This is a genomic window from Thalassospira sp. Z349TD_5 (assembly GCF_056173045.1).
Window position 1 is genome coordinate 4,490,827 of sequence record NZ_CM149654.1, and the last position, 24,373, is coordinate 4,515,199.

The 24,373-nt window shown below is 54.2% G+C and carries 21 protein-coding genes and 1 pseudogene; 16 read left to right on the top strand and 6 right to left on the bottom strand.

Annotation, left to right across the window (positions count from 1 at the left end):
• Window positions 1–125: 125 nt before the first annotated feature.
• The 13 genes and pseudogenes from AC0VXT_RS20705 (at window position 126) to AC0VXT_RS20765 (ending at window position 13,518) form a co-directional block, all read left to right on the top strand.
• Window positions 126–752 carry a biliverdin-producing heme oxygenase gene (locus tag AC0VXT_RS20705; RefSeq protein WP_475546910.1) on the top strand — a complete coding sequence of 209 codons (627 nt, stop codon included), beginning with the start codon at window positions 126–128 and terminating at the stop codon, window positions 750–752.
• A gap of 137 nt (window positions 753–889) precedes the next feature.
• Complete coding sequence (rimP, locus tag AC0VXT_RS20710; RefSeq protein WP_022733746.1) at window positions 890–1,429, top strand: ribosome maturation factor RimP; 540 nt, start codon at window positions 890–892, stop codon at window positions 1,427–1,429.
• Window positions 1,430–1,438: 9 nt separating this feature from the next.
• Window positions 1,439–3,007, top strand: a complete 1,569-nt coding sequence (gene nusA / locus AC0VXT_RS20715) for a transcription termination factor NusA (protein ID WP_028791761.1) — start codon at window positions 1,439–1,441, stop codon at window positions 3,005–3,007.
• Between the two features lie 18 nt (window positions 3,008–3,025).
• Entirely contained in the window at window positions 3,026–3,616 is a 591-nt protein-coding gene (locus tag AC0VXT_RS20720) for an RNA-binding protein (protein WP_022733748.1), read from the top strand.
• A gap of 80 nt (window positions 3,617–3,696) precedes the next feature.
• A pseudogene (gene infB / locus AC0VXT_RS20725) lies at window positions 3,697–6,379 on the top strand (translation initiation factor IF-2).
• Between the two features lie 17 nt (window positions 6,380–6,396).
• On the top strand, window positions 6,397–6,816 hold the full coding sequence (gene rbfA, locus AC0VXT_RS20730; RefSeq protein ID WP_022733750.1) for a 30S ribosome-binding factor RbfA: 420 nt from the start codon (window positions 6,397–6,399) through the stop codon (window positions 6,814–6,816).
• Window positions 6,816–7,742 (top strand): tRNA pseudouridine(55) synthase TruB, encoded by a 927-nt coding sequence (gene truB, locus AC0VXT_RS20735; RefSeq protein WP_022733751.1) that lies wholly within the window; start codon window positions 6,816–6,818, stop codon window positions 7,740–7,742. Before rbfA ends, truB begins: the two co-directional genes overlap by 1 nt.
• A 17-nt stretch (window positions 7,743–7,759) precedes the next feature.
• Window positions 7,760–8,029: a 30S ribosomal protein S15 gene (rpsO, locus tag AC0VXT_RS20740; RefSeq protein ID WP_022733752.1), complete on the top strand. Its 270-nt coding sequence runs from the start codon at window positions 7,760–7,762 to the stop codon at window positions 8,027–8,029.
• Between the two features lie 208 nt (window positions 8,030–8,237).
• Entirely contained in the window at window positions 8,238–10,361 is a 2,124-nt protein-coding gene (gene pnp / locus AC0VXT_RS20745) for a polyribonucleotide nucleotidyltransferase (protein WP_475546911.1), read from the top strand.
• 99 nt (window positions 10,362–10,460) lie between these two features.
• Entirely contained in the window at window positions 10,461–11,855 is a 1,395-nt protein-coding gene (locus AC0VXT_RS20750; protein ID WP_028791762.1) for an NAD(P)H-dependent flavin oxidoreductase, read from the top strand.
• A 193-nt stretch (window positions 11,856–12,048) separates the two neighbouring features.
• On the top strand, window positions 12,049–12,495 hold the full coding sequence (gene irrA, locus AC0VXT_RS20755) for an iron response transcriptional regulator IrrA (protein ID WP_276654863.1): 447 nt from the start codon (window positions 12,049–12,051) through the stop codon (window positions 12,493–12,495).
• Between the two features lie 240 nt (window positions 12,496–12,735).
• A complete protein-coding gene (locus tag AC0VXT_RS20760; protein WP_022733756.1) occupies window positions 12,736–13,164 on the top strand; it encodes a rubrerythrin family protein in 429 nt (142 codons plus the stop codon).
• A 69-nt stretch (window positions 13,165–13,233) separates the two neighbouring features.
• Window positions 13,234–13,518 carry a YciI family protein gene (locus AC0VXT_RS20765; protein ID WP_101301301.1) on the top strand — a complete coding sequence of 95 codons (285 nt, stop codon included), beginning with the start codon at window positions 13,234–13,236 and terminating at the stop codon, window positions 13,516–13,518.
• Between the two features lie 108 nt (window positions 13,519–13,626).
• Here the strand turns inward: AC0VXT_RS20765 and AC0VXT_RS20770 are convergent, their stop codons facing one another.
• Genes AC0VXT_RS20770 through AC0VXT_RS20780 form a run of 3 tightly spaced genes read right to left on the bottom strand, consistent with a single transcriptional unit; the run spans window position 13,627 to window position 16,636 of the window.
• Window positions 13,627–14,451, bottom strand: coding sequence for an ABC transporter ATP-binding protein (locus AC0VXT_RS20770; RefSeq protein WP_022733758.1), 825 nt, complete (start codon window positions 14,449–14,451; stop codon window positions 13,627–13,629).
• Entirely contained in the window at window positions 14,445–15,470 is a 1,026-nt protein-coding gene (locus tag AC0VXT_RS20775; RefSeq protein WP_240626367.1) for a FecCD family ABC transporter permease, read from the bottom strand. Before AC0VXT_RS20775 ends, AC0VXT_RS20770 begins: the two co-directional genes overlap by 7 nt.
• A 35-nt stretch (window positions 15,471–15,505) precedes the next feature.
• A complete protein-coding gene (locus AC0VXT_RS20780; protein ID WP_475546912.1) occupies window positions 15,506–16,636 on the bottom strand; it encodes an ABC transporter substrate-binding protein in 1,131 nt (376 codons plus the stop codon).
• A 179-nt stretch (window positions 16,637–16,815) separates the two neighbouring features.
• Between AC0VXT_RS20780 and AC0VXT_RS20785 the strand changes: the two genes are divergently transcribed.
• Entirely contained in the window at window positions 16,816–17,607 is a 792-nt protein-coding gene (locus tag AC0VXT_RS20785) for a class I SAM-dependent methyltransferase (RefSeq protein WP_475546913.1), read from the top strand.
• Between the two features lie 306 nt (window positions 17,608–17,913).
• Here the strand turns inward: AC0VXT_RS20785 and AC0VXT_RS20790 are convergent, their stop codons facing one another.
• Window positions 17,914–18,375: an OsmC family protein gene (locus AC0VXT_RS20790; protein WP_475546914.1), complete on the bottom strand. Its 462-nt coding sequence runs from the start codon at window positions 18,373–18,375 to the stop codon at window positions 17,914–17,916.
• Between the two features lie 252 nt (window positions 18,376–18,627).
• Window positions 18,628–20,979 carry an alpha/beta hydrolase gene (locus AC0VXT_RS20795; RefSeq protein ID WP_475546915.1) on the bottom strand — a complete coding sequence of 784 codons (2,352 nt, stop codon included), beginning with the start codon at window positions 20,977–20,979 and terminating at the stop codon, window positions 18,628–18,630.
• A 306-nt stretch (window positions 20,980–21,285) separates the two neighbouring features.
• Between AC0VXT_RS20795 and AC0VXT_RS20800 the strand changes: the two genes are divergently transcribed.
• Together AC0VXT_RS20800 and AC0VXT_RS20805 are read left to right on the top strand one after the other, a co-directional pair.
• Entirely contained in the window at window positions 21,286–22,572 is a 1,287-nt protein-coding gene (locus AC0VXT_RS20800) for an MFS transporter (protein ID WP_475546916.1), read from the top strand.
• A gap of 94 nt (window positions 22,573–22,666) precedes the next feature.
• Complete coding sequence (locus tag AC0VXT_RS20805; RefSeq protein WP_475546917.1) at window positions 22,667–23,236, top strand: CHAP domain-containing protein; 570 nt, start codon at window positions 22,667–22,669, stop codon at window positions 23,234–23,236.
• Window positions 23,237–23,353: 117 nt separating this feature from the next.
• On the opposite strand, the gene bioB is transcribed toward AC0VXT_RS20805, so the two are convergent.
• On the bottom strand, window positions 23,354–24,352 hold the full coding sequence (gene bioB, locus AC0VXT_RS20810; RefSeq protein ID WP_475546918.1) for a biotin synthase BioB: 999 nt from the start codon (window positions 24,350–24,352) through the stop codon (window positions 23,354–23,356).
• Window positions 24,353–24,373: the final 21 nt, after the last annotated feature.

Sequence of the window (24,373 nt, forward strand, 5' to 3'; positions counted from 1 at the left end):
CATCCCAATGTGACAGGAAAACATTGCGGCGTTCAGATATCACGTGGTCCGGATCGTTTCAGATTCTATGGGCTGTTTACCAGCAGCCAGTTTAGCCAAATAGAACAGTCACGAGGGGCTTTGACGTGAACGAGATATCACAACCAGAGACGATGCGAGGCCAGCTAACGCGATTGGCGGAGCTGAAACAGTCAACGCGGACCGATCATCAGAGTGTTGATGATATGGTGATGGCAATGGCACCCTTTGACAGCCTGGAAAACTACAAACGGTTTCTTCGGCTGCAATATATATTTCATAGCGCAATGCGGCCGCTTTATGTGGCCGATGACCTGAACCAACTGATGCCGGGGCTGGCAGATCGAAGCCGATATGGTGCTGTGTCGATGGATATTGACGACATGGGATGTGAGGTTCCTGATTTCAGGAGTCGCCAAGATATAGCGCAGATCGGGATGGCGCGTGTTGGCTGGCTTTATGTTTGTGAGGGATCATCGCTGGGCGCTGCCTTTCTGTTAAAGGCGGCTGCGGGGATCGGTCTTACCGCTGATTTCGGGGCGCGTCATCTGGGAGCACATGCAGATGGCCGAGGGCGTCATTGGCGTGAATTTGTCGATCAGGTCAATAGCTTGGCACTTGTAAAGAATGAAGATGAGATGGTTCGCGATGGTGCCTGTGCGGCCTTTGAATTTTTCCGTAATCTGCTGATGGTAGAGGCCGCGCGCACGGCTGACACGCAATCTCGCGGTTGAAAGGCTCTGCTGGTGGGTATCCCGACTTGATTTCTGCGCAAACCGGCTGTATAAAGCCGCCAAGCTTTTTGTAAAACCGGACAAAGAGTGGGCCTTGCGCCCGCTCTTTTGTGCATTTTGGGGTATGGCATCGCTATATGGCCGAACTGATTGGACAGCAGTTAAAAGACCCGTTGATGGCGAAGGTCACGGAAATTATTGAACCGTCGATCAACGCGCTGGGTTTTGAACTTGTCCGCGTCTCCATGACCGGACAGGACCACAATATCCTGCAGATCATGGCAGATCGTGCGGACGCCAAAGGCAGCATCAATGTTACTGAATGCGCCGAAATCAGCCGTACTGTTTCTGCCCTTATGGATGTCGAGGACCCGATTTCAGGTGCGTATCACCTTGAAGTCAGTTCCCCGGGTATCGACCGTCCTTTAACCCGTGCACCGCATTTTGAAGTGTGGAAGGGGTTTGAGGCAAAGGTCGAACTGACGATGGCCCAAAATGGTCGTCGCCGTTTCAGCGGTTTGCTGGATGGGATTGAAGATAATGCGGTCGCCCTGATTGTTGATGGCGAACGTGTCTTGTTACCGCTGGCCGATATCGCGAAGTCGAAATTGGTGTTGACGGATGAATTGATCGCGCATGTCACCGGCCAACGCCGGACTGACGACACCGCAGAATAGAGGTTGGATATGGAAGCCACTTCGGGAATGCCACGGCCGGAACTTTTGCAAGTTGCTGATGCCGTTGCCCGTGAAAAGGGCATTGATCGTGATGAAGTTCTTGGCGCAATGGAGCAGGCCATTCAGAAGGCTGGCCGCTCCAGATATGGCCATGAACATGACATCCGTGCCCATATCGACCGTAAAACCGGCGAGATCAAACTCGCACGTTTCGTTGAAGTCACCGATGACATCGAAAACGATTTTACGCAAATGTCGCTCGAACAGGCGCGTATCCGTGATGAAAACATCAATCTGGGTGAATTCCTGATTGATCCGCTGCCGCCGATTGATTTTGGTCGTATCGCTGCACAGACCGCCAAACAGGTTATCGTTCAGAAAGTGCGCGACGCAGAGCGTGAACGTCAGTTCGAAGAATACAAAGACCGTGCCGACGAAGTCATCAATGGCTTGGTCAAGCGTGTTGAATTTGGCAACGTCCTGGTTGATATCGGCCGTGCCGAGGCCATCCTGCGCCGCGAAGAGCTGATCCCGCGTGAAACAGTACGTCAGGGTGATCGCGTTCGTGCGGTGATTCTGGATGTGCGTCGCGAACAGCGCGGCCCGCAAATCTTCCTGTCGCGGACCCATCCTGCTTTCATGGCCAAACTTTTTGCCCAGGAAGTACCGGAAATCTACGACGGTATTATCGAAATCAAATCGGTGGCCCGTGATCCGGGTTCGCGCGCCAAAATTTCGGTTCAGTCGTCAGACACCTCGATTGATCCGGTCGGTGCCTGTGTCGGTATGCGCGGTTCGCGTGTGCAGGCGGTTGTTGCCGAATTGCAGGGCGAAAAAATCGATATCATTCAGTGGTCGGAAGACCCGGCAACCTTTGTTGTGAACGCATTGGCGCCTGCGGAGGTCACCAAGGTTGTTCTGGATGAAGAAACCAATCGTATCGAAGTCGTTGTGCCAGATGATCAGCTGAGCCTGGCCATTGGCCGTCGTGGTCAGAACGTGCGTCTGGCATCTCAGCTTACCGGTTGGGATATCGATATTCTGACCGAAGAAGACGAAAGCGAACGTCGTCAGGAAGAAGCGCGCAAGCGTGCGGAAATGTTCATCAAGGCACTTGATGTTGATGAAGTTATCGCCCATCTCCTGGTCGCCGAAGGCTTTACCTCGATCGAGGAAGTTGGCTATGTGCCGTTGGCCGAGCTGGCAGAAATCGAAGGTTTCGAAGAAGAAATCGCCGAGGAACTGCGTACCCGTGCGCGGACCTTCCTGTCGGACGAAGCTGAACGTCTTCAGAAACGCCGCGAAGAACTTAAGGTTGCTGACGATCTGGTCGAATTTAATGGCCTGTCGCTGGCAGTTGTTGTGCGTCTTGGCGAGAATGAGGTTAAAAACCTTGAAGATTTCGCCGATCTGGCAAGTGACGAGCTGATCGAATTTGCCGGCGATGCCGACAATATCACCATGGATCAGGCGAACGACATGATCATGGAAGCCCGTCGCAAGCTTGGCTGGTTCGAAGGTCTTGAAGAAGAGACCGTTGAGACTGCTGACGAAGCAGTTGAAAGCGAACAGGCCTAAGGCCGATCGGAGGACGCCATGTCGCATCGCAAAGGCGGCAAGGTAGCCGAGGTTCCGGAACGCCGGTGCATTGTCACCGGCGAGGTCCGGGCCAAGGAAGATCTTCTCAGGGTTGTAATCGGACCAGATGGTTCGGTTGTTCCCGATCTTGAGGAACGGTTGCCGGGACGGGGATTATGGTTGTGCCCGTCGCGGGATGTGATAAATACCGCCTGTGCAAAGAATGCCTTTGCCCGGGCAGCGCGGCAAAAAGTCGTGATCGACCCCGAGCTTGCTGACCGGATCGAGCAGCTGCTAACGCAGAAATGTCTTGATCTGTTGTCGCTTGCACGACGTGCCGGTCAAGCCGTTGCCGGGTTTGAAAAAGCACGTGCCCAAATTGCTGAGGGCGCGGCTCTGATATTGGCAGCACGCGATGGTGCTGCAGACGGAAAATCCAAGATCGAGGCCAAGGCCCGGGATCTGCCGATTTATTCCGTTCTGAACGCTGCTGAAATCGGCGCGGCTTTTGGTCGTGAAAAAGCAGTACATGTGGCCGTTGCGCCAGGAGGCCTGGCCAAACGGCTGGGTCGCTCCTTGAAGCGGCTTGAAGGATTTCGCGCAGTCTGACAACAGGCGTGCGCCGGACGGACAGGACAGGGTTGACGTGTGAAGTCGATCCCGCAGGAAATGAGGAAGTTGGACGGATTATGAGTGATCGCGATCAGGAGAAGAAACCGCTGAGCCTCAACAGATCGAAACTTGAATTGAGCAAGACGGTCGAGGCAGGGCAGGTTCGCCAAAACTTCTCACATGGACGGTCAAAATCTGTGACCGTCGAAGTGCGCAAGAAGCGGACATTCGAAAAGAACGAATCCGGTCGCTTCCGTGAAGTGAAAAAGGATCTCGTTGCCGAGGAGCCACAGGCGGCGCCAGAAGCACCGGAAGCCAAATCGGCACCGGAAGCTAAAAAGGAACCGGTTAAAGAAGTAAAAAAGCGTCCGGTTGTCGAAGATCAGGGCAATCTGACCAACAGTGAGCGTGCAACCCGCATGGCTGCTTTGAAGGCTGCTGAAGAGCGCCGCAAGCAGGATGAAGCGGATGCCGAGGTGCGTGCACGCGAAGAAGCTGCGCGCAAGGTCGAAGAAGACGCCCGCAAGGCAGAAGAAGCCAAAGCGGCAGAAGCTGCCGACAAAGCAGAAGATGCTCCGGTTAAAGATGGCTCGATGTCTGTCGAAGACGTTGAAAAGTCGATTGCAGCATCAACGGCCAAAGGCAAACCTTCCAAACCCAAACCGGTTGGCAAGCCAAAAGCTGCCGAAGAAATCATGCCTGGTGAACCGGCCGAACCGCTTGTTCCTGAAGAGCGTCGTCGTACGGCCCCTGCTGCTGCCAAGACCAAAAGCCGCAAGGAAATCGACGAAGAAAATGCTCGTTTGGCAGCACGCAAGCGTGCCGAAGAAGAAGCAAAGGGTGGGGCTGCGCGCGCCAAAACCGATGATGGCCGTCGCCGTGGCAAACTGTCGATCAACAATGCCATGAGCGGTGACGAAAGTGGTCGTCGTCGTTCAATGGCATCGATCAAGCGCCAGCAGGCCAAAGCCAAGGCCCGTGCTCAGGGCCCGCAGAAACCTAAGGAGAAAGTCGTGCGTGATGTGGTCGTTCCTGACGTCATTACTGTTCAGGAACTTGCCAACCGTATGGCCGAACGTGCAGCTGATGTGATCAAGTCCCTGATGGGCATGGGCGTTATGGCGACCATCAACCAGAGCCTTGATCCAGATACCGCCCAGCTTGTGGTCGAAGAATTCGGCCATAACATGAAGCGTGTTTCGGATGCTGATATTGAAGAATCGCTGGTGTCGGTTGATGAGAATGACGACAATCTGATTGGTCGTCCGCCGGTCGTGACCGTTATGGGCCACGTTGACCATGGTAAAACCTCTTTGCTTGATGCGCTGCGTGCAACCGATGTCGCCGGTGGCGAAGCCGGTGGTATTACCCAGCACATTGGGGCCTATCAGGTCACCATGGCAACCGGTGCGAAAATCACCTTTATTGATACCCCGGGCCACGCGGCATTTACCGAAATGCGTTCGCGCGGTGCGAAGGTTACCGATATCGTTGTTCTTGTTGTTGCAGCCGACGACTCGGTCATGCCGCAAACGATCGAGGCCATCAGCCATGCCAAGGCAGCCGGTGTTCCGATGATTATTGCGATCAACAAGATCGATAAACCGGGTGCCGATGCATCAAGGGTTAAAACCCAGCTGCTTCAGCATGAAGTTGTGGTCGAGGAAATGGGCGGCGACGTTCAGGCTGTCGAGGTTTCGGCCAAACAGCGTCTTGGTCTTACCGAACTTGAAGAAGCCATTCTGCTTCAGTCCGAGGTTCTTGACCTTAAAGCCAACCCCAAACGTGTTGCCGATGGCGTTGTCGTCGAAGCCCGTATGGAAAAAGGCCGTGGTCCGGTCGCAACCGTTCTGGTTCAGCGCGGGACGCTGAAAACCGGTGATATCTTTGTCACGGGTGCAGAATGGGGCCGTGTTCGTGCGCTGGTCGATGATCACGGTAACCGTGTTGTCGATGCCATTCCGGGGATGCCGGTTGAGGTCACTGGCCTGAACGGTGTTCCAGCAGCGGGTGATGACTTCGTGGTTGTTGAAAACGAAGCAAAAGCACGTGAAGTTTCTGATTTCCGTCAGCGTCGTATCCGCGAAACGCAGGCTGCGGCGATGAAGAAATCCGCGCTTGAGAACATGTTCGCGCAGAGCGGTGAAGTTAAAGAACTTCCGATTGTCATCAAAGGTGACGTTCAGGGGTCGGTCGAGGCGCTTATCGGGACCTTGCAGAAGCTTGGTAACGAAGAAGTCTCGGTTCGCGTCCTGCACAGCGGCGTTGGTGGCATTAACGAGTCGGATGTCACACTTGCCCGTGCATCGAATGCGCTGATCATCGGCTTTAACGTGCGTGCAAACCAGCAGGCCCGCGAACAGTCGCGTCGTGATAACGTTGATATTCGGTATTATTCGATCATCTATGATGTTGCTGATGACATTAAAAAGATGCTGTCGGGTATGCTGTCGCCGGAAGTTCGCGAGAAGTTCCTGGGCTACGCCGAAATCCGCGACCTGTTCACCATCTCTGGCAACAAGATCGCTGGTTGTATGGTTACCGAAGGTACCGTCAAACGTGGTGCAGGTGTCCGCCTTCTGCGCGACAACGTGGTCATTCACTCCGGCGAGCTGTTCGACCCTGCGTCGCTTCAAGGACGAAGTCAAAGAAGTCCGCGAGGGTTATGAATGTGGCATGTCGTTCGCCAAGTATAATGATCTGCAGGCCGGCGATATGATTGAGTGCTTCGAAAACGAGGAAATCGCCGTCGAACTGTAAGGCGGTGAGGATCTGAAATGGCGAAGCAACCAGCCAAAGCACCAAGTCAGCGACAGCTCCGAGTGGCGGAAGAAATCCGCCAGGCGCTGTCGCAGGCGTTGGAACGCGGCGATATTTACGAACCGGAACTGACCCGTCGCCCGGTCACCATTACGGGTGTCAGTCTTTCACCGGATATGCGCAATGCTATGGTATCCTTCACGCCGCTTGGCGGGGGTGAGGCGGAAGCCTCGCTCAAGGCGCTGACGCGCCAGAAGGGTCACCTGCGCAATCATGTGGCCCAGAAAGTTCACATGAAATATGTGCCAGCATTGCGATTTATCGAAGACAAAAGTTTTGATGTCGCCGACCATATCGGAGCTTTGTTGCGCGATCCGCACGTTGCTCAGGATCTTGCGGATGGTGGTTCAAACGAACCGGAAAATGAGGACGACTGATGGCGCGTCGTCGTCGCGGTAAAAGCATTAATGGTTGGCTGGCGGTCGACAAGCCACTGGAGATCACGTCATCAACCGTGGTCAATCAGGTGCGTCGTCTGTTAGATGCAGCCAAAGCCGGACATGGCGGGACACTTGACCCATTGGCGTCTGGTGTGTTGCCAATTGCCTTTGGCGAAGCAACCAAAACGGTTGCTTATGTCATGGATGGCAGCAAAAGTTATCGTGTTACGCTGAAGTTCGGCGAAGCACGCAGCACGGATGATGCAGAAGGCGACGTTATCGAAACGTCTGATCATCGTCCGAGCGCAGACGAAATTAAGGCCGTGCTGAATGAATTCACGGGTGAAATTCAGCAGGTGCCGCCAAAGTTTTCGGCGATCAAGGTCAATGGCAAGCGTGCCTATGATCTTGCGCGCCGCGATGAAGAGGTGGTGTTAAAACCACGTCCGATTCTGATCAAGGATCTTCGACTGGTCGATATGCCAGATCGCGATCATGCTGTGTTCGATGTCATATCGGGCAAAGGGGCATATATGCGATCTTTGGCGCGCGATATTGCGCTGCGCCTTGGTACTGTTGGCTATATCGCCGCGCTTCGCCGAACTTCGGCGGGGCCGTTTTCGGAGGGTGATTCCATTCGCTTGCAGGATCTGCTCGAAATGGACCCCGAAGAGGTGTTGAAGAAAATGCTTCCGGTTGAGACCGCGCTGGACGACATCCCGGCGCTGGCCCTGACCGAAGTCGAGGCGCAACGCCTTTCATCTGGCCAGTCCGTAGGACTGTTGCCGGTTGCAAAGCGAAGTGCCCTCGAAAACCCCGTCGTGCAGGACGAAATCGTCTGTGCCATGCTCCATAACCGCGCTGTTGCGTTGGCGGAGATAAGTGGTGGCGAAATTCGGCCCGTACGTGTTTTTAATCTCTAAAGGCGAAAGGATGCCTGATGTCGATTACTGCTGAACGCAAAGCCGAGCTGATCAAAGAATACGCTCAGAAAGACGGTGACACCGGTTCCCCCGAAGTCCAGGTTTCAATCCTGACCGAACGGATCAAGAACCTTACCGAACACATGAAAGAACACAAACACGACTTCCATAGCCGTCGTGGTCTTCTCATGATGGTCGGCCAGCGTCGTCGCCTGCTGAAGTATCTGCAGCGCAAAGACCAGTCGCGTTACGAGACCGTCATTGCACGTCTCGGTATTCGCCGCTGATTTCGAACTACGGCGGAGGGTCACCTCCGCCGTCGTTTTTTATTGTTCTGATGGATCAGAACACGGGAAGTAGGGTCGGATGGGCCGACCAGATGCTTAATCCGGACCCATTAATTATGAAGCTGTTACCAAAGCCTCATAATTAATGTGTTCGGAACTCGTGTATGATTACGGGTCCGTCAGATGTTTGTAAGAGGAAGAGAAAATAATGTTTAATGTCGTCCGTAAGGAAATGCAGTGGGGCAACGCCACTCTGACCCTTGAAACCGGTAAAATCGCCCGTCAGGCCGATGGCGCTGTCAAGGTCACCTATGGTGAGACCGTTGTTCTTTGTACTGCTGTTGGCGCCAAACAGCCGCGCCCGGATGTCGACTTTTTCCCACTGACGGTTAACTACCAGGAAAAAGCATTTGCCGCGGGTAAAATCCCGGGTGGTTTCTTCAAACGTGAAGGCCGTCCTTCGGAAAAAGAAACGCTTGTTTCGCGTCTGATCGACCGTCCGATCCGCCCGCTGTTCCACCCGCTGTATCGCAACGACACCCAGATCGTTTGTACCGTTCTGTCGCACGACATGGAACACGACCCGGATGTGGTTGCCATGATTGGTACCTCGGCTGCGCTGACGATTTCTGGCCTGCCGTTCCTCGGCCCGATTGGTGCTGCGCGCGTTGGTTATGCCGATGGTGAGTATATCCTCAACCCGGCGACCGACTCGGTTAAAGAAGGCGATCTTGATCTTGTTGTTGCGGGTACCCGCGATGGCGTGATGATGGTTGAGTCCGAAGCATCCGAGCTGTCCGAAGAAATCATGCTTGGTGCGGTTAAATTCGGTCACGATCAGTTCCAGGGCGTTCTCGACCTGATCATTGATCTGGCTGAAGATGCTGCCAAAGAGCCGCGCGCTATTGCTGAACTGCCAGAAGGCTATGACGCATTGGTCGAAAAAGTTGCTGGTCTTGGCACCGATGCCCTGACCAAAGCTTATGGCCATGTTGTCAAACAGGAACGTTCGGCTGCCATTTCGGTTGCCAAAGCTGAAATCGTCGAGAAACTTGGCGATGAAGTTCCTGATGGGCTTAAAGGCAAAGTTTCGTCGATCATCAAGGATCTGGAAAAAGACATCGTTCGTGGTGCGATCCTGAAAACCGGCAAACGTATTGATGGCCGTACTGGCGCAGACGTTCGTTCGATCATGGGCGAAGTTTCGGTTCTGCCGCGTTCGCACGGTTCTGCAATCTTTACCCGTGGTGAAACGCAGGCACTGGCTGTTGTTACCCTTGGTACCGGTCAGGACGAGCAGATCGTTGATGCTCTTGACGGTGAATACCGTGAAAGCTTCATGCTGCATTACAACTTCCCGCCGTACTCGGTTGGTGAAGCTGGCCGCATGGGGTCGCCTGGCCGTCGTGAAATCGGTCATGGTAAACTTGCATGGCGTGCGTTGCATCCGTTGATGCCGACCAAAGACACCTTCCCGTACACCACCCGTATTGTTTCGGAAGTTACCGAGTCAAACGGTTCGTCTTCGATGGCGACGGTGTGTGCAAGCTCGCTTGCAATGATGGATGCCGGTGTTCCGCTGGTACGTCCGGTTGCGGGTATTGCGATGGGCCTGATCAAGGAATCAGACGACTTTGCTGTTCTTTCTGACATCATGGGTGATGAAGATCACCTTGGTGACATGGACTTTAAAGTTGCTGGTACCGAAAACGGCATCACTTCGCTGCAGATGGACATCAAGATCACCTCGGTGACCGCAGACATCATGCAGATCGCCCTGAAACAGGCACGTGACGGCCGTTTGCATATCCTTGGTGAAATGTCCAAGGCGCTTCCGGAAGCACGTGGTGAAGTATCGGGCAATGCACCGACCATTACCCAGTTCTCGATCCCGAAAGACAAAATTCGTGATGTCATCGGTTCGGGCGGTAAGGTTATTCGCGAAATCTGCGAAGAAACCGGCGCAAAAGTCGATATCGAAGATGATGGTTCGATCACTGTCGCACATACCGATGGTGCAAAAGGCAAGCAAGCTGTTGATTGGATCAAATCAATCGTTGCAGAACCTGAATTGGATCATATCTATGATGGTAAGGTCGTTAAGGCTGTCAACTTTGGTGCGTTCGTAAACTTCTTTGGCGCCCGCGACGGTCTCGTTCACATTTCCGAACTGGCACCTGAGCGTGTCAAACAGGTTTCGGATATCGTGAAAGAAGGCGATGCAGTTAAAGTCAAAGTCATCGGTTTCGATGATCGCGGCAAGATCAAACTGTCGATGAAACGTGTCGACCAGGAAACCGGTGCAGACCTCGAAGCAGGCGACGCCGAATAAGCAAATTGGATGCCGGACGACGATAAAAATGTAACGTCGTCCGGCAGTCAAAGCGATGCAGGGGTGTCGCTGGCAAATTGCCGAATGGGAGAGACGAACTTGAAAGCCCTTAATCCGCTCGTCATGTCGGGTAAAGAAGTCTTGCCAGTTATCGAAGGTGGCAAAGGCGTCGCTGTATCGACGGGCAAAAGTTCCGGCGCATGGGCCGCTGCCGGCGGTATCGGGACTTTTTCCGCTGTGAATGCTGACTCGTATGACGAGAACGGCAACATGGTTCCGATCGAATACGCAGGAAAAACCCGCGGAGACCGCCATCAGGAACTGATTGCGTACGGTATTCGCGGCGGCATTGCACAGGCTCAGATTGCCCACGAAATGCGGAACGGCGAAGGCCGTTTGCATATGAACGTCTTGTGGGAAATGGGCGGCGCTGAGCCGATCCTTGAGGGTGTGCTTGAAGGTGCCAAAGGCCTTATTCACGGGGTGACCTGTGGTGCGGGCATGCCCTACAAGATTGCCCAGATTTCAGCCCACTATGGCGTTCACTATTATCCGATTGTGTCTTCGGCCCGTGCTTTCCGCGCATTGTGGCTGCGGTCATATAAAAAGACCCCGGAATGGCTGGGCGGTGTGGTTTATGAAGATCCATGGCGTGCCGGTGGCCATAACGGCCTGTCGAATTCCGAAGATCCGCTTGTGCCCGAAGATCCGTTCCCGCGTGTCCGTGACCTGCGTACATTCATGAATTCGGTTGGCCTGAACCATGTGCCAATCATTATGGCTGGCGGTGTCTGGTTCCTGCGTGATTTTGAAGACTGGATCGACAACCCGGAAGTTGCTCCGGTGGCCTTCCAGTTTGGTACCCGTCCGCTTCTGACTCAGGAAAGCGAGATTTCCGACGAATGGAAACAGCGCCTGACCAGTCTTCAGGATGGCGACGTATCACTGCATAAATTCAGCCCGACGGGTTTCTATAGCTCGGCGGTGCGTAATACTTTCCTCGAAGACCTGCATCAGCGGTCTGATCGTCAGGTGCGCTATTCGCGTACCGCCGAAGCAGACCTGCATGTCGGTATTCCGCTGGGCCGTCGTGGGCGTCCGATTTACGTCCGCGAAGATGATGCCGACAAGGTGCGTGGCTGGCTTGATGCCGGATACACCGAAGGCATGCCGACCCCGGATGAAACCATGGTGTTTTTGACGCCTGAAAGCGCATTGACGGTTAAGAAAGATCAGATCGATTGCATGGGCTGTTTGTCGCAGTGCCAGTTTTCCAACTGGGAACAGCACAGTGGCACGACCGGCAAACGGGCTGATCCGCGTTCTTTCTGTATTCAGAAAACGCTTCAGAACATTGCGCACGGTGCGAAGGTTGAAAACGAACTGATGTTTGCCGGCCATAATGCCTATAAGTTTGGCGAAGACCCGTTCTATGCCAACGGCAATATTCCGACCGTCAAACAGCTTGTTGATCGCATCATGACCGGTGACTGATCACCGATCTGTCAGATCATTTCAAAGGGCCGGTTTTTCACCGGCCCTTTTTTATGGGCGGATGCCGCGGATTGATGTGATTGGAGTTGATCAAAATCAAAGAACCGCGCGCAGAGGTTCCCTAAGGTAGCCTTGGAATTGATCGGGGCCGTAAATGAATATTGGCCCGTCAGGAAAGTGAAGGGGCAAGATCATGCGTACCGCCACCGCCGGGCGTCCATACACCAATGCACTTAATCGCCTTAAAGAGGCCAATCTGCGCCCCACCCGGCAGCGACTGGCCCTGGCCCGTCTGATGTTTGAAGATGGCCATCGCCATATCACAGCAGAGCAAATTCATTCCGAAGCGATGACCAACACCATCAAGGTGTCATTGGCAACGGTCTATAACACTTTGCACCAGTTCACCGATGCCGGTTTGCTTAATGAGATCGTGGTTGATTCGGGCCGTTCATATTTTGATACCAACACCGCCCCGCATTATCATTTTTACTGCGAAGAAGACGGCATGCTGTCAGACATTCCCGCTGAATCCATTCAGATTGCCGGTATTCCCAACATGCCGCGCGGCACGGAACTGCAGTCGGTTGATCTTGTTTTCCGTCTGAAACGCAATTCAGCGGCCAGAAGCGCGGCCTGATTCTTCTTGTATGCAGCACCTTGGTCGCGGGGTAATTTCGGCATTTGGGTACAAGGTGACAGGCTGATGAAATCTGCCGTCAGGTGGTGCAAATTGGTTTGATGCTGCTTGACGCAGAACGATTTCAGGACAAATACAGGGGTGGCAGAACCGCAAGGGTTTGCCGCCTGTTTTGTTTGATACCTTTCGCATGCATCCACGCAAATGATCCTTGCGAACAATAATATAAGGACAGCGCACATGGCGCTTAAGGGAACACGTACCGAGGAAAATCTGCGCGCAGCCTTTGCCGCAGAAGCACAAACCAACCGTCGATACCTTTATTTCGCCCAGCAGGCCGATATCGAAGGCGATACCGACGCCGCCGAGCTGTTCCGAGCCGCCGCCGAGGCGGAAACCGGTCATGCGTTCGGACATCTGGAATTTCTGGAAAAAACCGGTGATGCGACGACCGGCAAGGCATTGGGGACGACAAAGCTCAATCTGGAAGCGGCATTGGCCTTAGAACGAGCTGAAGCCGATCAGACCTATCCGGAAATGGCGCGTATCGCGCGGGAAGAAGGCCTTGATGACGTTGCCGCATGGTTTGAAAGTCTGGCGCGCGTTGAAAATGCCCATGCCCAGCGGATTGAACGGCTGATCGAGCGCGTTGGTGAAGCGTCATCCTGATCCACATATCTGACGGTTTTCGGGTATGTTGATCGACCTTGTTTTCCAAGATAATGGACTGGATCAAAGATGTTTGTTGTGTCGCTGAGTTACAAAGTCCCGCTTGAAGAAGTGGATGCCCATATTGACGGGCACATCGCATGGCTGAAATCAGCCTATGCCAAGGGGATGTTTCTGGCGTCCGGGCGTAAAATTCCGCGTGATGGCGGGGTGATCCTTGCCAAGGGTGACCGGGCTCTACTTGAAGAAGAACTGACCCGTGATCCGTTTCATCAACATGATCTGGCCGATTACACGATCACGGAATTTGATCCTGTCATGGTGGCGGATGGCTTGGACGCCTTGCAGGGCTGATAAATACCAAGTCTCTTCAATGTGACAGGGCGTAGAATGGACGTCAGAACGATGTGTTTGTCCTGACGTCCTCCATGTATCCGTGTCAGCAGAGATTCTTGCGAATGCTTATTGAGCAGCCAGTGACATGTCCGAGACGGGATTATGCATCACGGCTGTGCTATGGCGGCTGTTGGTTTCATCATGCGGGCCGCGCAAGACAACGTGAGCATGACCAAGCGAATTATATTCGACATGGCCATCGACCTGATAGACATCGCGCAACAGGTCGCTGTCGATGACATCGGCACAGGGGCCGAAAGCCACCATGCGGCCATCGCGGATCGCCATGGCCTGATCGCAATATTGAAGCGCGTGGTTCAGATCGTGAATGGCGATCAGGACAATGATGTTTTGCCCTTTGGCGATATCACGCATGAAAGACAGAACCTCCATCTGGCGATGCAGATCAAGGGCCGAGGTTGGTTCATCCATCAGAAGGATTTTCGGGTCCCGCACCAGTGTCTGGGCGATGGCAACCAATTGGCGTTGTCCGCCGCTGAGCTCGCCCAGATTGCGTGCCGACAGGTCTGAAATACGCAAGGCAGCAAGAATGCCATCAATGCGGGTCAGTTCATCATCACGCACGCGTAAACTTGATCCCTGCTTGGCGGCAAGAATGACCGACTCATAGACCGACAAAACGGCGGTTGATCCGGTATCCTGCGGCATATAGCAAATGGTGTTGCGCTGTTTGGCGGCAGACCCGGTATCGACCGTGCCCTCCCCCTTGGCCAGTCCCGCAATGCGTTTGAACAGGCTGGATTTACCTGCTGCATTGGGGCCGATGACGGCGGTGACAGTGCCCGGTTTGATCAAAGGTGTCGTAACACCCGAAACCACCTGAACCTTGCCATACCGCGCTCCGATATTTTCAAGTTGCAGCGTTACCATGATTTCCTCCGACTTGCGAAAATCAACGAGAAGAAGAACGGCACACCGACGAGGGCGGTAATCACCCCGATCGGCAAGATCGCACCTGGGATCAGCAATTTGGAGAGTACCGAGGTTGCCGACAGGATCAGGGCCCCGCACAGAACCGAAGCGGGCAGGAAGAAGCGCTGGTCTTCGCCCACCAGCATGCGGGCGATATGCGGGCCAACCAGCCCGATAAAGCCGATGGTGCCAACAAACGATACCGGGATTGCCGCCAGAAGGCTTACGATCAGCATGGTGCGCAGGCGTAGACCCTGAACATTGACGCCGAAACTTTCTGCCTTGGCATCGCCCAGACGAAGGGCGGTCAAGGCCCATGCTTGTTTGGTAAACAGCGGCAGGGCAATCGCAACGGCGGCGGCAGTGACCGCAACCTTGGTCCAGGTGGCTTTCACCAGGCTACCCATCGTCCAGAAGACAACAGCAGCCAGCGCCTGCTCACTGGCGAGATATTGCAACAGGGCCAGAAGCGCGTTGAAGGTAAAGACCAGTGCGATGCCCAGCAAAACAATGGTTTCGACCGTGACACCACGCATACGGCTAAAGAAATGAATGATCAGCGCTGCGCCCATGGCCATGATGAAGGCATTGATCGGAATGATAAATTCGACAAGGGACGGTACGAGCGCGACGCCCAGAACCAGCGCCAGGGCCGCGCCAAATCCGGCGGCGGCCGAAATGCCAAGCGTAAAGGGGCTGGCAAGCGGGTTGGCAAGGATGGTTTGCATCTGTGCACCAGCCGTTGACAGGGCTGCCCCGACAGTTAGCGCCATTAGCGCAACCGGCATGCGGATCTCCCAGATCACGACACGCATCTGATCGCTTGCAGCCCCGGGATTAAGCAGGGTGGCAATCACATCAGACAGCGGATAGTTCGCCGGTCCCGTCGCCAGATCGACCGCAAACGAGAGAAACAATGCCCCGCCCATCGCGAGCAGCAGCAAAAAACGACGCAAGGAGCGTGCTTTGTAGTGCACGCTCCCGGCTTCGACAGATATTTGTTTGGGTGTCATTAGTTTGTGACGGTATCGCTAATGGAGATGAAATAACCCGGCTGATAGTCAATCGGCAGGAAGCGGTCGTGAAGTTCCTTGAAGGTTGCTTCAGGGTCGATATCGGCAAACAGATCCGGGTGCAGCCATTTGGCCATCTGTTCGATGACAACGAACTGATAAGGGCTGTTATAGAACTGATGCCATACCGCATGAACCTTGCCGTTTTCGACGGCCTTGATGCCGGTAAAGGCCGGGCGTTCTGTCAGGCCAACAAGTTTGCGATGGGCTTCAACCATATCGGCATTCGGGCCAAGTCCAACCCAGGCCCCACCGGGGGAATAGGCTTCCCAGCTGGCACCCGTTGCAATCACCTGATCGGGGTTTGATGCTACAACCTGTTCGGGGTTGATGGTGCCAAATGTGCCCGGAATGATCGCAGCAGCGATGTTTATACCGCCGGCCATTTCAACCATCTTGCCAAAGTTTTCGTTGCCAAACGACATGCAGCATTCTTCGGAATAGCCCGCAGCACGTTCGATAAAGACATTGGGTTTTTCCGGATTTGCCTTGGAAAGCCGTGCGGTGACTTCGTTGATATGATCACTGCGGAATGTGATGAATTCGTCGGCTTTCTGAACCTTGCCAGTCAGTTGGCCAAGAATTTTCATGCTGGTTTCGGTGTTCTTGATCGGCGCTTCACGAAAATCGATATAGACCAGCGGAATGCCAACGGCGGCAAGTTTTTCATCAAAACCGCCATCTTCGGTCGCACCTTTGGATTCGAGATTCATGATCACGACATCCGGTTTCAGCGAGATCGCCTGTTCGACATCGAACGTGCCATCCTTCATGCCACCAAAGGTGGGAATCTCGTCAACGCGCGGATATTTCGCAGCATAGATGTCATAGGTTTGCGGGTCGGCCTTTTTCAGGTCATCGCGCCAGCCAACAACACGGGCGAAAGGATCTTCGCTATCAAGCGTTGCCAACCCATAAATCAGGCGGCCTTCGCCAAGGATTACGCGTTCAACCGGCAGGTTTACCGAAACTTCCCGTCCGGCGACGTCGGTAATTTTAACCGATTCGGCGGCCTGTGCAGACCCCGCAACCAACATCGTCAGCGCTGCAATTGCACCAAAAATTTTCATTCCCGTTCCCTCATTTAGGATTGCCCTGATGCGGGATTATCAGTTATTGAGAATGCAAATCAATGTTTTTCGCAATGCTAATGCGATTTATTTGCGAAATAGCAATTTGAACATCTGTTAGAGATCGAGACAAATCGCGGAAATCTCGCGTTTTCCGCTGTTGAGGGCATAACGACACCATGAATGAGGCCAGCAATTACTCCCTGCGTGAAGAGATCAAAGAATATTGGTCGATGCGTGCGGCGACTTTTGACGAACAACCCGGCCATGAAATCTTTTCTGAAACGGAACGGGCGGCGTGGCATGCGCTTTTTGAACGTCACATTGGAAAAGGCAATGGTCGCCGCGCCCTTGACCTTGCCAGTGGGACCGCTGTGATCAGCCATCTGATGCATGATCTTGAGTTTGCGGTGACCGGGCTTGATTGGTCTGAAACCATGCTTGAAAAGGCGCGCGCCAAATCAAAACAGCGCGGCTCAAATATCCAGTTCCTGCTCGGCGACGCGGAAAATACGCTTGAGCCAGATAACAGTTATGATGTGATTGTGACGCGCCATCTGGTTTGGACGCTGGTTGATCCGGCCGCCGCATTTGTTGAATGGTTCCGGGTGCTGAAACCGGGCGGAAAACTGTTGGTGGTCGATGGTGATTTTGTTTCATCAACTTGGGCCAGTAAGCTTAATAAGGCGATGGCCGATGTCATTCAGACACTTGGCCTGCGCAAAGCGGCCGAGGTGGCGCCACAGATGAAAACCCACCGTGATATTCTGGCCCGCGTGCATTTTTCGGGTGGCGCACGGTCTGATGAGGTTTCAGCAATGCTCCGCCAAACCGGGTTTGACCCGATCACGGTTGATTTCGACCTCAAGCAAATCCACAGCGCGCAAAAGAAACACATCAGCTTTGCCAAGGGGCTTGAGCGCGGCGCACAGCATCGCTATGCCATTTGCGCACAAAAACCGACCAGCTGATTGCTGGAATGTCTAGGCTCAGGACCTATTAATTTGATTGGAATGGCAGACGTTATATTTGTGAAATCCGAGGAAAAGCCCGCCGGGCGGGCTGGTATCCCGGACAAGGGGTTTGACGCAGGAGTTTGCAAATATAACGTCTGTCCCTTGGATTAACCGGATTTGCACGGGCTACTTTGTCGCAAAACCTTGAAAGATATATAACTTCCTGCGGCTTCGCTCCGCGTATCCGCACAAATCCGATCAACCATTCAAACCAAATTAATAGGTCCTGAGCCTACGGTCAGGAATACACGGTGGTGCCGGTTATGATACCGGGGTCACCGTGATTTCTGTTTTGACCGAATTGGCAAGAAAGCAGGCTTCGTGGGCGCGATGATGAAGCTCGGCTTCAAGGCCTGTGTCCGGCGCATTGCCGAGATAGGTCACACTTGGCTTAAGCGCAACTTTGGTGATCATGGTTTTGCCATCGATCTTTGCCATTTCCCCTGTGGCAGCATCGACATAACGGTCAACAACAAGGCCGCTATCAGACGCAAAATGCAGGAAGAACAACATGTGGCAGCTTGAAAGTGCGGCGACATAGGCTTCTTCGGGGTCGACATTTTCCTCAACCGAATAGGGCAACGGCACGACATGCGGCGATGATGACGCCGGAATTTCGACCCCGCCATCAAATCGCCAGACATGGCCGCGGGAATACCGGCGGTCGGTAAACTTTTCCGTTGCCGAACGGGTCCAGATAACTTCTGCGCCAAAGCTGCTCATGGAGGGCTCCGTTTATGGGGCTTGCCCCGATGTTAGTGGGGATAACGGAGCATAGAATGCCTTGGCCGCGGAAGTTGCGCAATGATGATGATCGAGGTTTCCAATGGTGCAAATGACGCAAATGGCGCAAATGGCGCCCAAAAGATATCAAGTCCTGATGCCGAAGTGTCTTGCACCATTCAACTGACATTCATCCATGTCCAAACAGACCTGTGAGGGTTTATTCCCGCCGTGGTGGGCTAGGCCATGACGCTATTCCGCAGAAATCACCTTGGGCATACGATGTGGTGAGTTGACATGACGTTCGACGAACTGCAGGATGCGTTCCTGCGCATTGTCGATATCCTCATTGAGGATGCCATGACGATCGGATTTCAGCATCTGCACATCCAGATCGGTTATGCCGGTGGCAAGGCGTTTGATCATGCGTGCACTGGCCGGATCAACCACCTGATCGCCATCGCCCTGCAAGATCAGGGTCGGGCATTCAATATCGGGCAGACAACGCTGCATTTCCGCCACCGCCTGGCGCAACTGATACAATCCGCCGATGGGAATGTTGCGGTAATTGATCTCGGGATGTTCTGACTCGTTTGTTCGGAAGCTCAGCATTTCCTGTGCCGATGGCATCCAGCCCATCAGCTTGTTCGCACCATACAGCAACGGCACAAACATCAGATTGCGATTGCGGAACTTAAGCGGTGTTCCGGCCAGAACCAAGGCGGTCAGTTTTTCAGGATGGGAACTTGCATGGATCGCTGCCAGTGCACCGCCAGTGGAAAAACCGACGATAATGATCTGGTCGCAAAACGGTGCGAGAATGTCATAGCCACGTCGGACAGATGCCAACCAATCGGTCCATTTGCGTCTTTGTAATTCATGGGGCGATGTCCCATGACCTGCAAGCCGTACACCCATGACGGCATGGCCCTGTGCGGCAAATTTTTCGCCCAGTTCATACAGTTCCGCCGGGGATGCCAGAAACCCGTGCACCAGCAAAATGCCAAGTGTGAAATGCTCATTGCCGTTGGGCAGGTTCAAGTAAGGGCGGCTGTCGGCAGTGGCGGTTTCCTGTGAATTGATCGTATCGTACTTGCGTTTTTCGTATCTTTTGCGGTTCCATTGCCACGCCCGGATTTCATCATCGAACTGGCGATGGGCAATGTCGCGATCTGTCAGGTTATCAACTTCGGCACGGGCCCGTTCAAGTGCCTGCCATACCGCATGGATTGGGGACATTTCGTTGGCATAAACCATGATCGGGTTGTCCATGCGGATTTGATCAAACCCGGCTTCGGCCTGTAATTTCTCCAGGAAGCAGTATTTTCCGTCACGGCGCTCGATCAGGCCCAGTTGAACCGCACTGTCGATAAAGAACCGGATTTGCGGACACTTCAAATCAAAGATGCCAATATAATCGGCCGGGTTCAGCATGCCGCGATGCAGATGAACCGTATCGACCTGCTGTATGTTTTTGATCGCCAGATAAAGCGTGCGGTCAAAATGTTCGATATCGACTTCCGTGACCCCATCATCAAGCCACATCATAATCAGGCGTGACGCCAGATGACTGACGTTGATCGTCAGGTTGGAATACATCACCGCCATGCAGTGATCGCGAAGCGGCGAGATATGACGCGTCAGGGCATACTGCGTAACCCGATCTGGCAGGGTTTCAAGGGTTTTGGCCGGTTTGAATAAATCATCAATGCTGCCCGCGCGTTGTACGCGCCGGGCCAGAAGCCGCCGATCAAGCCAGTTAAACTGACCGCGTGGGTCAACCGGATCGCCCAGACGAATATCCATATCGGTCTGTTTGAACATTAGGTTGCCTTCAATGATCAGTTCTTCGGCCATTTTCGGGCTCAGCCCGCCGGTAAACATGTCAGCCGCCCGGGCAAGAATATTCTGATCCACGCGGAGCGGATGAAAGGTAATGTTGGCCGGGAACATCAAGGTTTGTTTGGCCAAAACGGTCCGCAGCGTATCTTCATCGACCTCAAGAATACCGGCCCAGCGGGTAAGTTCACGCGTATCGCCCTTGGCAATCAGCGCGGACAAACCGATTTTAAAGCCATCAATACAAAGTCCCAGAAGGGCGGCACCGGTATGGTGGGCACGTCTGGCGTCGGCGGATCGGGAATACACACTATAATCGGGGCGTTTGGGATGTGGGCGATCGTTAAGCGTGACGCGCCGGTCCTTGACCATGCCGCCTTCGGGGAAGACGACGACCTTGCCGCCGCGCAGGATTTCCTCGGCCAGAAAGGGCAACAGCCGTTCATAATTGTTGGGCACCCCGCCCAGCGCACGCAAATAGCGTGAAAAGGTATTGTCCTGCGCAAAAAATTCCCCCGATGCGATGGAGCGGCAATAAACACCGGTTTCCAATGCGATCAGATACTGCGGGATAAATGTTTCAAACCGGGCGAAATGGTTGAACATGAAAATATCGCCCTGTGCCAGATGGTCTTGCGCACCATGCATCTTGATATTGATGTCGATATTGGCGCGAAGGGCGGTCATCGCGCGCAGCGTCCACTCGCACGTTTTCGGATTAATAGCGAATTGTTCGCGTTCGATCTCGCGGAAAGACTGGTTCATTCGGTGCGATACCCCGGCGCTGTCACAAAGGCTGTTCGAGGACGTTCTCCGGCTTTCTTGCTGTTTTGACCGGCAGGTTTCCCGATTTTGATATGTGTTCTTTGATCTGCTTTGGGAAGGTATTCTACAAATGAATTGCGAAGAATTAATGCCAATCTGGCATGTCTTTCGTATAATCGGACAATCGCCCTTATCGTCTTTGTGATAGATCATTGGCGGTGTGCGACTTCTTGGGCGCTTTTGTGCCATCCCTCCTTGCGTCCTTGCCAAACCTGATCTGCCTGTCTTTTGACGATTGGAGTCTCCTTGCCGTCACCTGCCCCTGACCAACCCGAGCCATCATCAACGCGCGTGGTTTCCACGTCGGGCGATATACGTCCGCGGTCGATCTTTTCTGATCGTAATTTTATCCTGTTTCTGGTTGGGCAATGCATCACGACCCAGGGCCTGTGGGTGCAGAAAATCGCCATGTCATGGCTGGCGTGGTCTTTGACTGGATCGGCATTCTGGACCGGGACAATTGCCGCATTGAATTTCGCACCGGCCTTTTTCCTTGGTCCAATTTTCGGGGTGATGGCCGACCGGGTTGATTTGCGCCGTACCGCCATGGTGATCAATCTGGGACAGGCGGCTGTGTCGTTCCTTCTGATGGGCTTGTCCTATGCCGATATGATGAGCCTGCCGTGGATGGTGGTGCTGGCGGGATCCATGGGCATTCTGGGCAGTGCGATGACACCGGTGCGGCTGTCACTGGTGCCGGTGATTGTAAAGCGCGAATTCATGAGCCGGGCCGTGGCCTATGCGGCGATGAATTTCAATATTTCGCGTCTGGTGGGACCGGCTGTTGGTGGGGTTGTGATTGCGACTTGGGGCACGGGTGCGGCCTTTATGATCAACGCGCTCAGTTACCTTCCAATGATCTTTGTGATTTCGGTGGTGACGATCCATATGGACCGCGCGCCCGATGCCAAAAGTCGGCGTATCTGGGCATCGCTTGTCGATGGGGCGCGTTATGCTATTCACCATCCGATGATCCGGTCTGTACTGGCGTTGTCATGCTTTGTGTCGCTGGTGGGAACCGGCATGGTCGAACTGATGCCGGTCTTTGCCGAGGCGGTTTATGAACGTGGTGTCACCGGGCTTGGCATGCTGGCATCTGCGGGCGGGGTCGGGGCGGTGGCATCGACCTTTTTCCTGTCACGGGTCGGATCGAACGCGGCCGATTATCAGCGCATTACGATTTATGGTGCCTTTGGCGCGTCGGTCGGGATGCTGGGGCTTGGATTTGCCCCATGGTACGAAATGGCGGTTGTTCTGGTCGCACTGACCGGTGGGGGTTTGACATTGGTCGGGGTGGGGTCGCAAACCGCCCTGCAACTGACCGTTGATAACCGGCTGCGCGGTCGGGTAATGAGTTTCTGGAGTGCAACCAGCTTTGGCGGCATGGCGCTGGGTGGGACGTTGCTTGGCGCGATATCTGAGGCCGGTAACATTCAATATACCGCGCGCGGGTCAGGCGTCTTGATCTTGTGTGCCGCCCTTATTGGCCTGTGGCGGCTGTATCGGATTGGCAAGATCGGGGCGCGCCGTTAAATGCCGATGTCATGCCAATGACGGGCAACAATAAACAATTACTTAAACCCTGTCGGGCTAAGGTCATTCATTGTGATGTTTTTGGGGAACTGAGATGCGCCTGATCGGGATCGTCGGATTGTGTTTGATGCTGTCTGCATGCTTTACCACCGCAAAATCGGTTTCCCGGTCTGATGGGCCGATGCCCAGTGATACGGTTCAGCTCCTGACCAATGTTAGCGTGCCGAACTCCCATCTCAACAGCTTTGCCCCGACCAGCAAGTTTTTGCAATGTGTGCCCTATGCCCGTGAAGTCTCAGGGATTGAGATTTATGGCGATGCCTGGACATGGTGGGCGCAGGCTGGCAACAAGAATTACGCACGTGGACATCAGCCCCAAGTTGGCGCGGTCCTGACCTTGCGTAAAACGTCACGTTTGAAACTGGGCCATGTTGCGGTTGTTTCAGCCATTCTCGATAATCGCAAGATATTGGTGAACCAAGCCAACTGGGGCGGTGATTCGCGCACACGCGGCAAAGTCCATTACCGTCAGCCCGTGGTTGACGTTTCGCCCAATAATGACTGGTCGCAAGTGCGCATGATGAACACACTGGGCACCTTTGGCCGTATCTATCCGGCTCATGGCTTTATCTATCAGCCCCGCGAAACGGCAGAAGCCAACTGATCCCTTTTCCTGCCCATAGATACCCACCGATTAAAAAAAATGGCGAAGCCCCCGGATTAAAGGAGCTTCGCCAATTGAAACCCGTACGGGCGGTACGGGTTCGGGGGTTGAACTGTTTCAGGCCGCGATCGGACCCAGTGCCTTGAAAAGGGCAGTGTCGCTGTCTTCTTCCGGATTGGGCGTGGTCAAAAGCTTTTCACCGTAAAACACCGAATTGGCCCCGGCCATCAGGCACATGATCTGTGCTTCGCGGTTAAGGTCTGTACGCCCGGCAGACAGGCGCACGGTCGATGTCGGCATGACGATGCGTGCGGTTGCAACCATGCGCACCAGTTCCAGCGGATCAATCGGATCGCGATGGGCAAGTGGCGTTCCCGCCACCGGAACAAGGGCGTTGATCGGCACACTTTCGGGATGGGGCGAAAACTTGGCCAGAACCTGAAGCATCGATGCCCGGTCACGGATGGTTTCACCCATGCCAATAATCCCGCCACAGCACAAATCAATACCGTGGCTGCGCACGGCGGCCAGTGTATCAAGCCGATCCTGATAGGTGCGCGTGGTGATGATCTGGTCGTAGAATTCCGGGCTGGTATCAAGGTTATGGTTGTAGGCAGTCAGTCCGGCCTGTTTAAGCTGCTGCGCGTGATGGGGTTCGAGCATCCCCAATGTGACGCAGGCTTCCATGCCAAGGTCATGCACACCGCGCACCATCTCAAGTACCGCATCAAATGCGGCCCCGTCGCGCACTTGGCGCCATGCCGCCCCCATACAGAAACGATCCGCGCCTGCATCCTTTGCACGGGTGGCCATTTCAATGACCGATGCCGGGTCCATCAACTGTTCCTTGCCCAGTTTGACCTCCCGGTGGTGGGCCGATTGCGGGCAGTAGGCGCAGTCTTCGGGGCAACCGCCGGTCTTGATTGACAGCAGGCTGGCCTTTTGCACATGCGTCGGATCGTGATGGATGCGATGCACGGCATTGGCCCGCCCCAGCAGTTCAAGAAGGGGGCTGCGATAAATCGCCTCAACCGCGTCAACCGTCCAGTCATGGCGCGCTGCATCGGATGAGGTTTTGGGCGCATCGCCGCAAAGGGTGCGGGGGGCCGTTGCCATATCGGTTGATCCTGCTGTCAT

Bases quoted from the DNA above. Each gene is read 5' to 3' on its own strand.
- rimP (WP_022733746.1), top strand. From the start codon at position 890: ATGGCCGAACTGATTGGACAGCAGTTAAAAGACCCGTTGATGGCGAAG.
- nusA (WP_028791761.1), top strand. From the start codon at position 1,439: ATGGAAGCCACTTCGGGAATGCCACGGCCGGAACTTTTGCAAGTTGCT.
- AC0VXT_RS20720 (WP_022733748.1), top strand. From the start codon at position 3,026: ATGTCGCATCGCAAAGGCGGCAAGGTAGCCGAGGTTCCGGAACGCCGG.
- rbfA (WP_022733750.1), top strand. From the start codon at position 6,397: ATGGCGAAGCAACCAGCCAAAGCACCAAGTCAGCGACAGCTCCGAGTG.
- truB (WP_022733751.1), top strand. From the start codon at position 6,816: ATGGCGCGTCGTCGTCGCGGTAAAAGCATTAATGGTTGGCTGGCGGTC.
- rpsO (WP_022733752.1), top strand. From the start codon at position 7,760: ATGTCGATTACTGCTGAACGCAAAGCCGAGCTGATCAAAGAATACGCT.
- pnp (WP_475546911.1), top strand. From the start codon at position 8,238: ATGTTTAATGTCGTCCGTAAGGAAATGCAGTGGGGCAACGCCACTCTG.
- irrA (WP_276654863.1), top strand. From the start codon at position 12,049: ATGCGTACCGCCACCGCCGGGCGTCCATACACCAATGCACTTAATCGC.
- AC0VXT_RS20760 (WP_022733756.1), top strand. From the start codon at position 12,736: ATGGCGCTTAAGGGAACACGTACCGAGGAAAATCTGCGCGCAGCCTTT.
- AC0VXT_RS20765 (WP_101301301.1), top strand. From the start codon at position 13,234: ATGTTTGTTGTGTCGCTGAGTTACAAAGTCCCGCTTGAAGAAGTGGAT.
- AC0VXT_RS20770 (WP_022733758.1), bottom strand. From the start codon at position 14,451: ATGGTAACGCTGCAACTTGAAAATATCGGAGCGCGGTATGGCAAGGTT.
- AC0VXT_RS20780 (WP_475546912.1), bottom strand. From the start codon at position 16,636: ATGAAAATTTTTGGTGCAATTGCAGCGCTGACGATGTTGGTTGCGGGG.
- AC0VXT_RS20785 (WP_475546913.1), top strand. From the start codon at position 16,816: ATGAATGAGGCCAGCAATTACTCCCTGCGTGAAGAGATCAAAGAATAT.
- AC0VXT_RS20790 (WP_475546914.1), bottom strand. From the start codon at position 18,375: ATGAGCAGCTTTGGCGCAGAAGTTATCTGGACCCGTTCGGCAACGGAA.
- AC0VXT_RS20795 (WP_475546915.1), bottom strand. From the start codon at position 20,979: ATGAACCAGTCTTTCCGCGAGATCGAACGCGAACAATTCGCTATTAAT.
- AC0VXT_RS20805 (WP_475546917.1), top strand. From the start codon at position 22,667: ATGCGCCTGATCGGGATCGTCGGATTGTGTTTGATGCTGTCTGCATGC.
- bioB (WP_475546918.1), bottom strand. From the start codon at position 24,352: ATGGCAACGGCCCCCCGCACCCTTTGCGGCGATGCGCCCAAAACCTCA.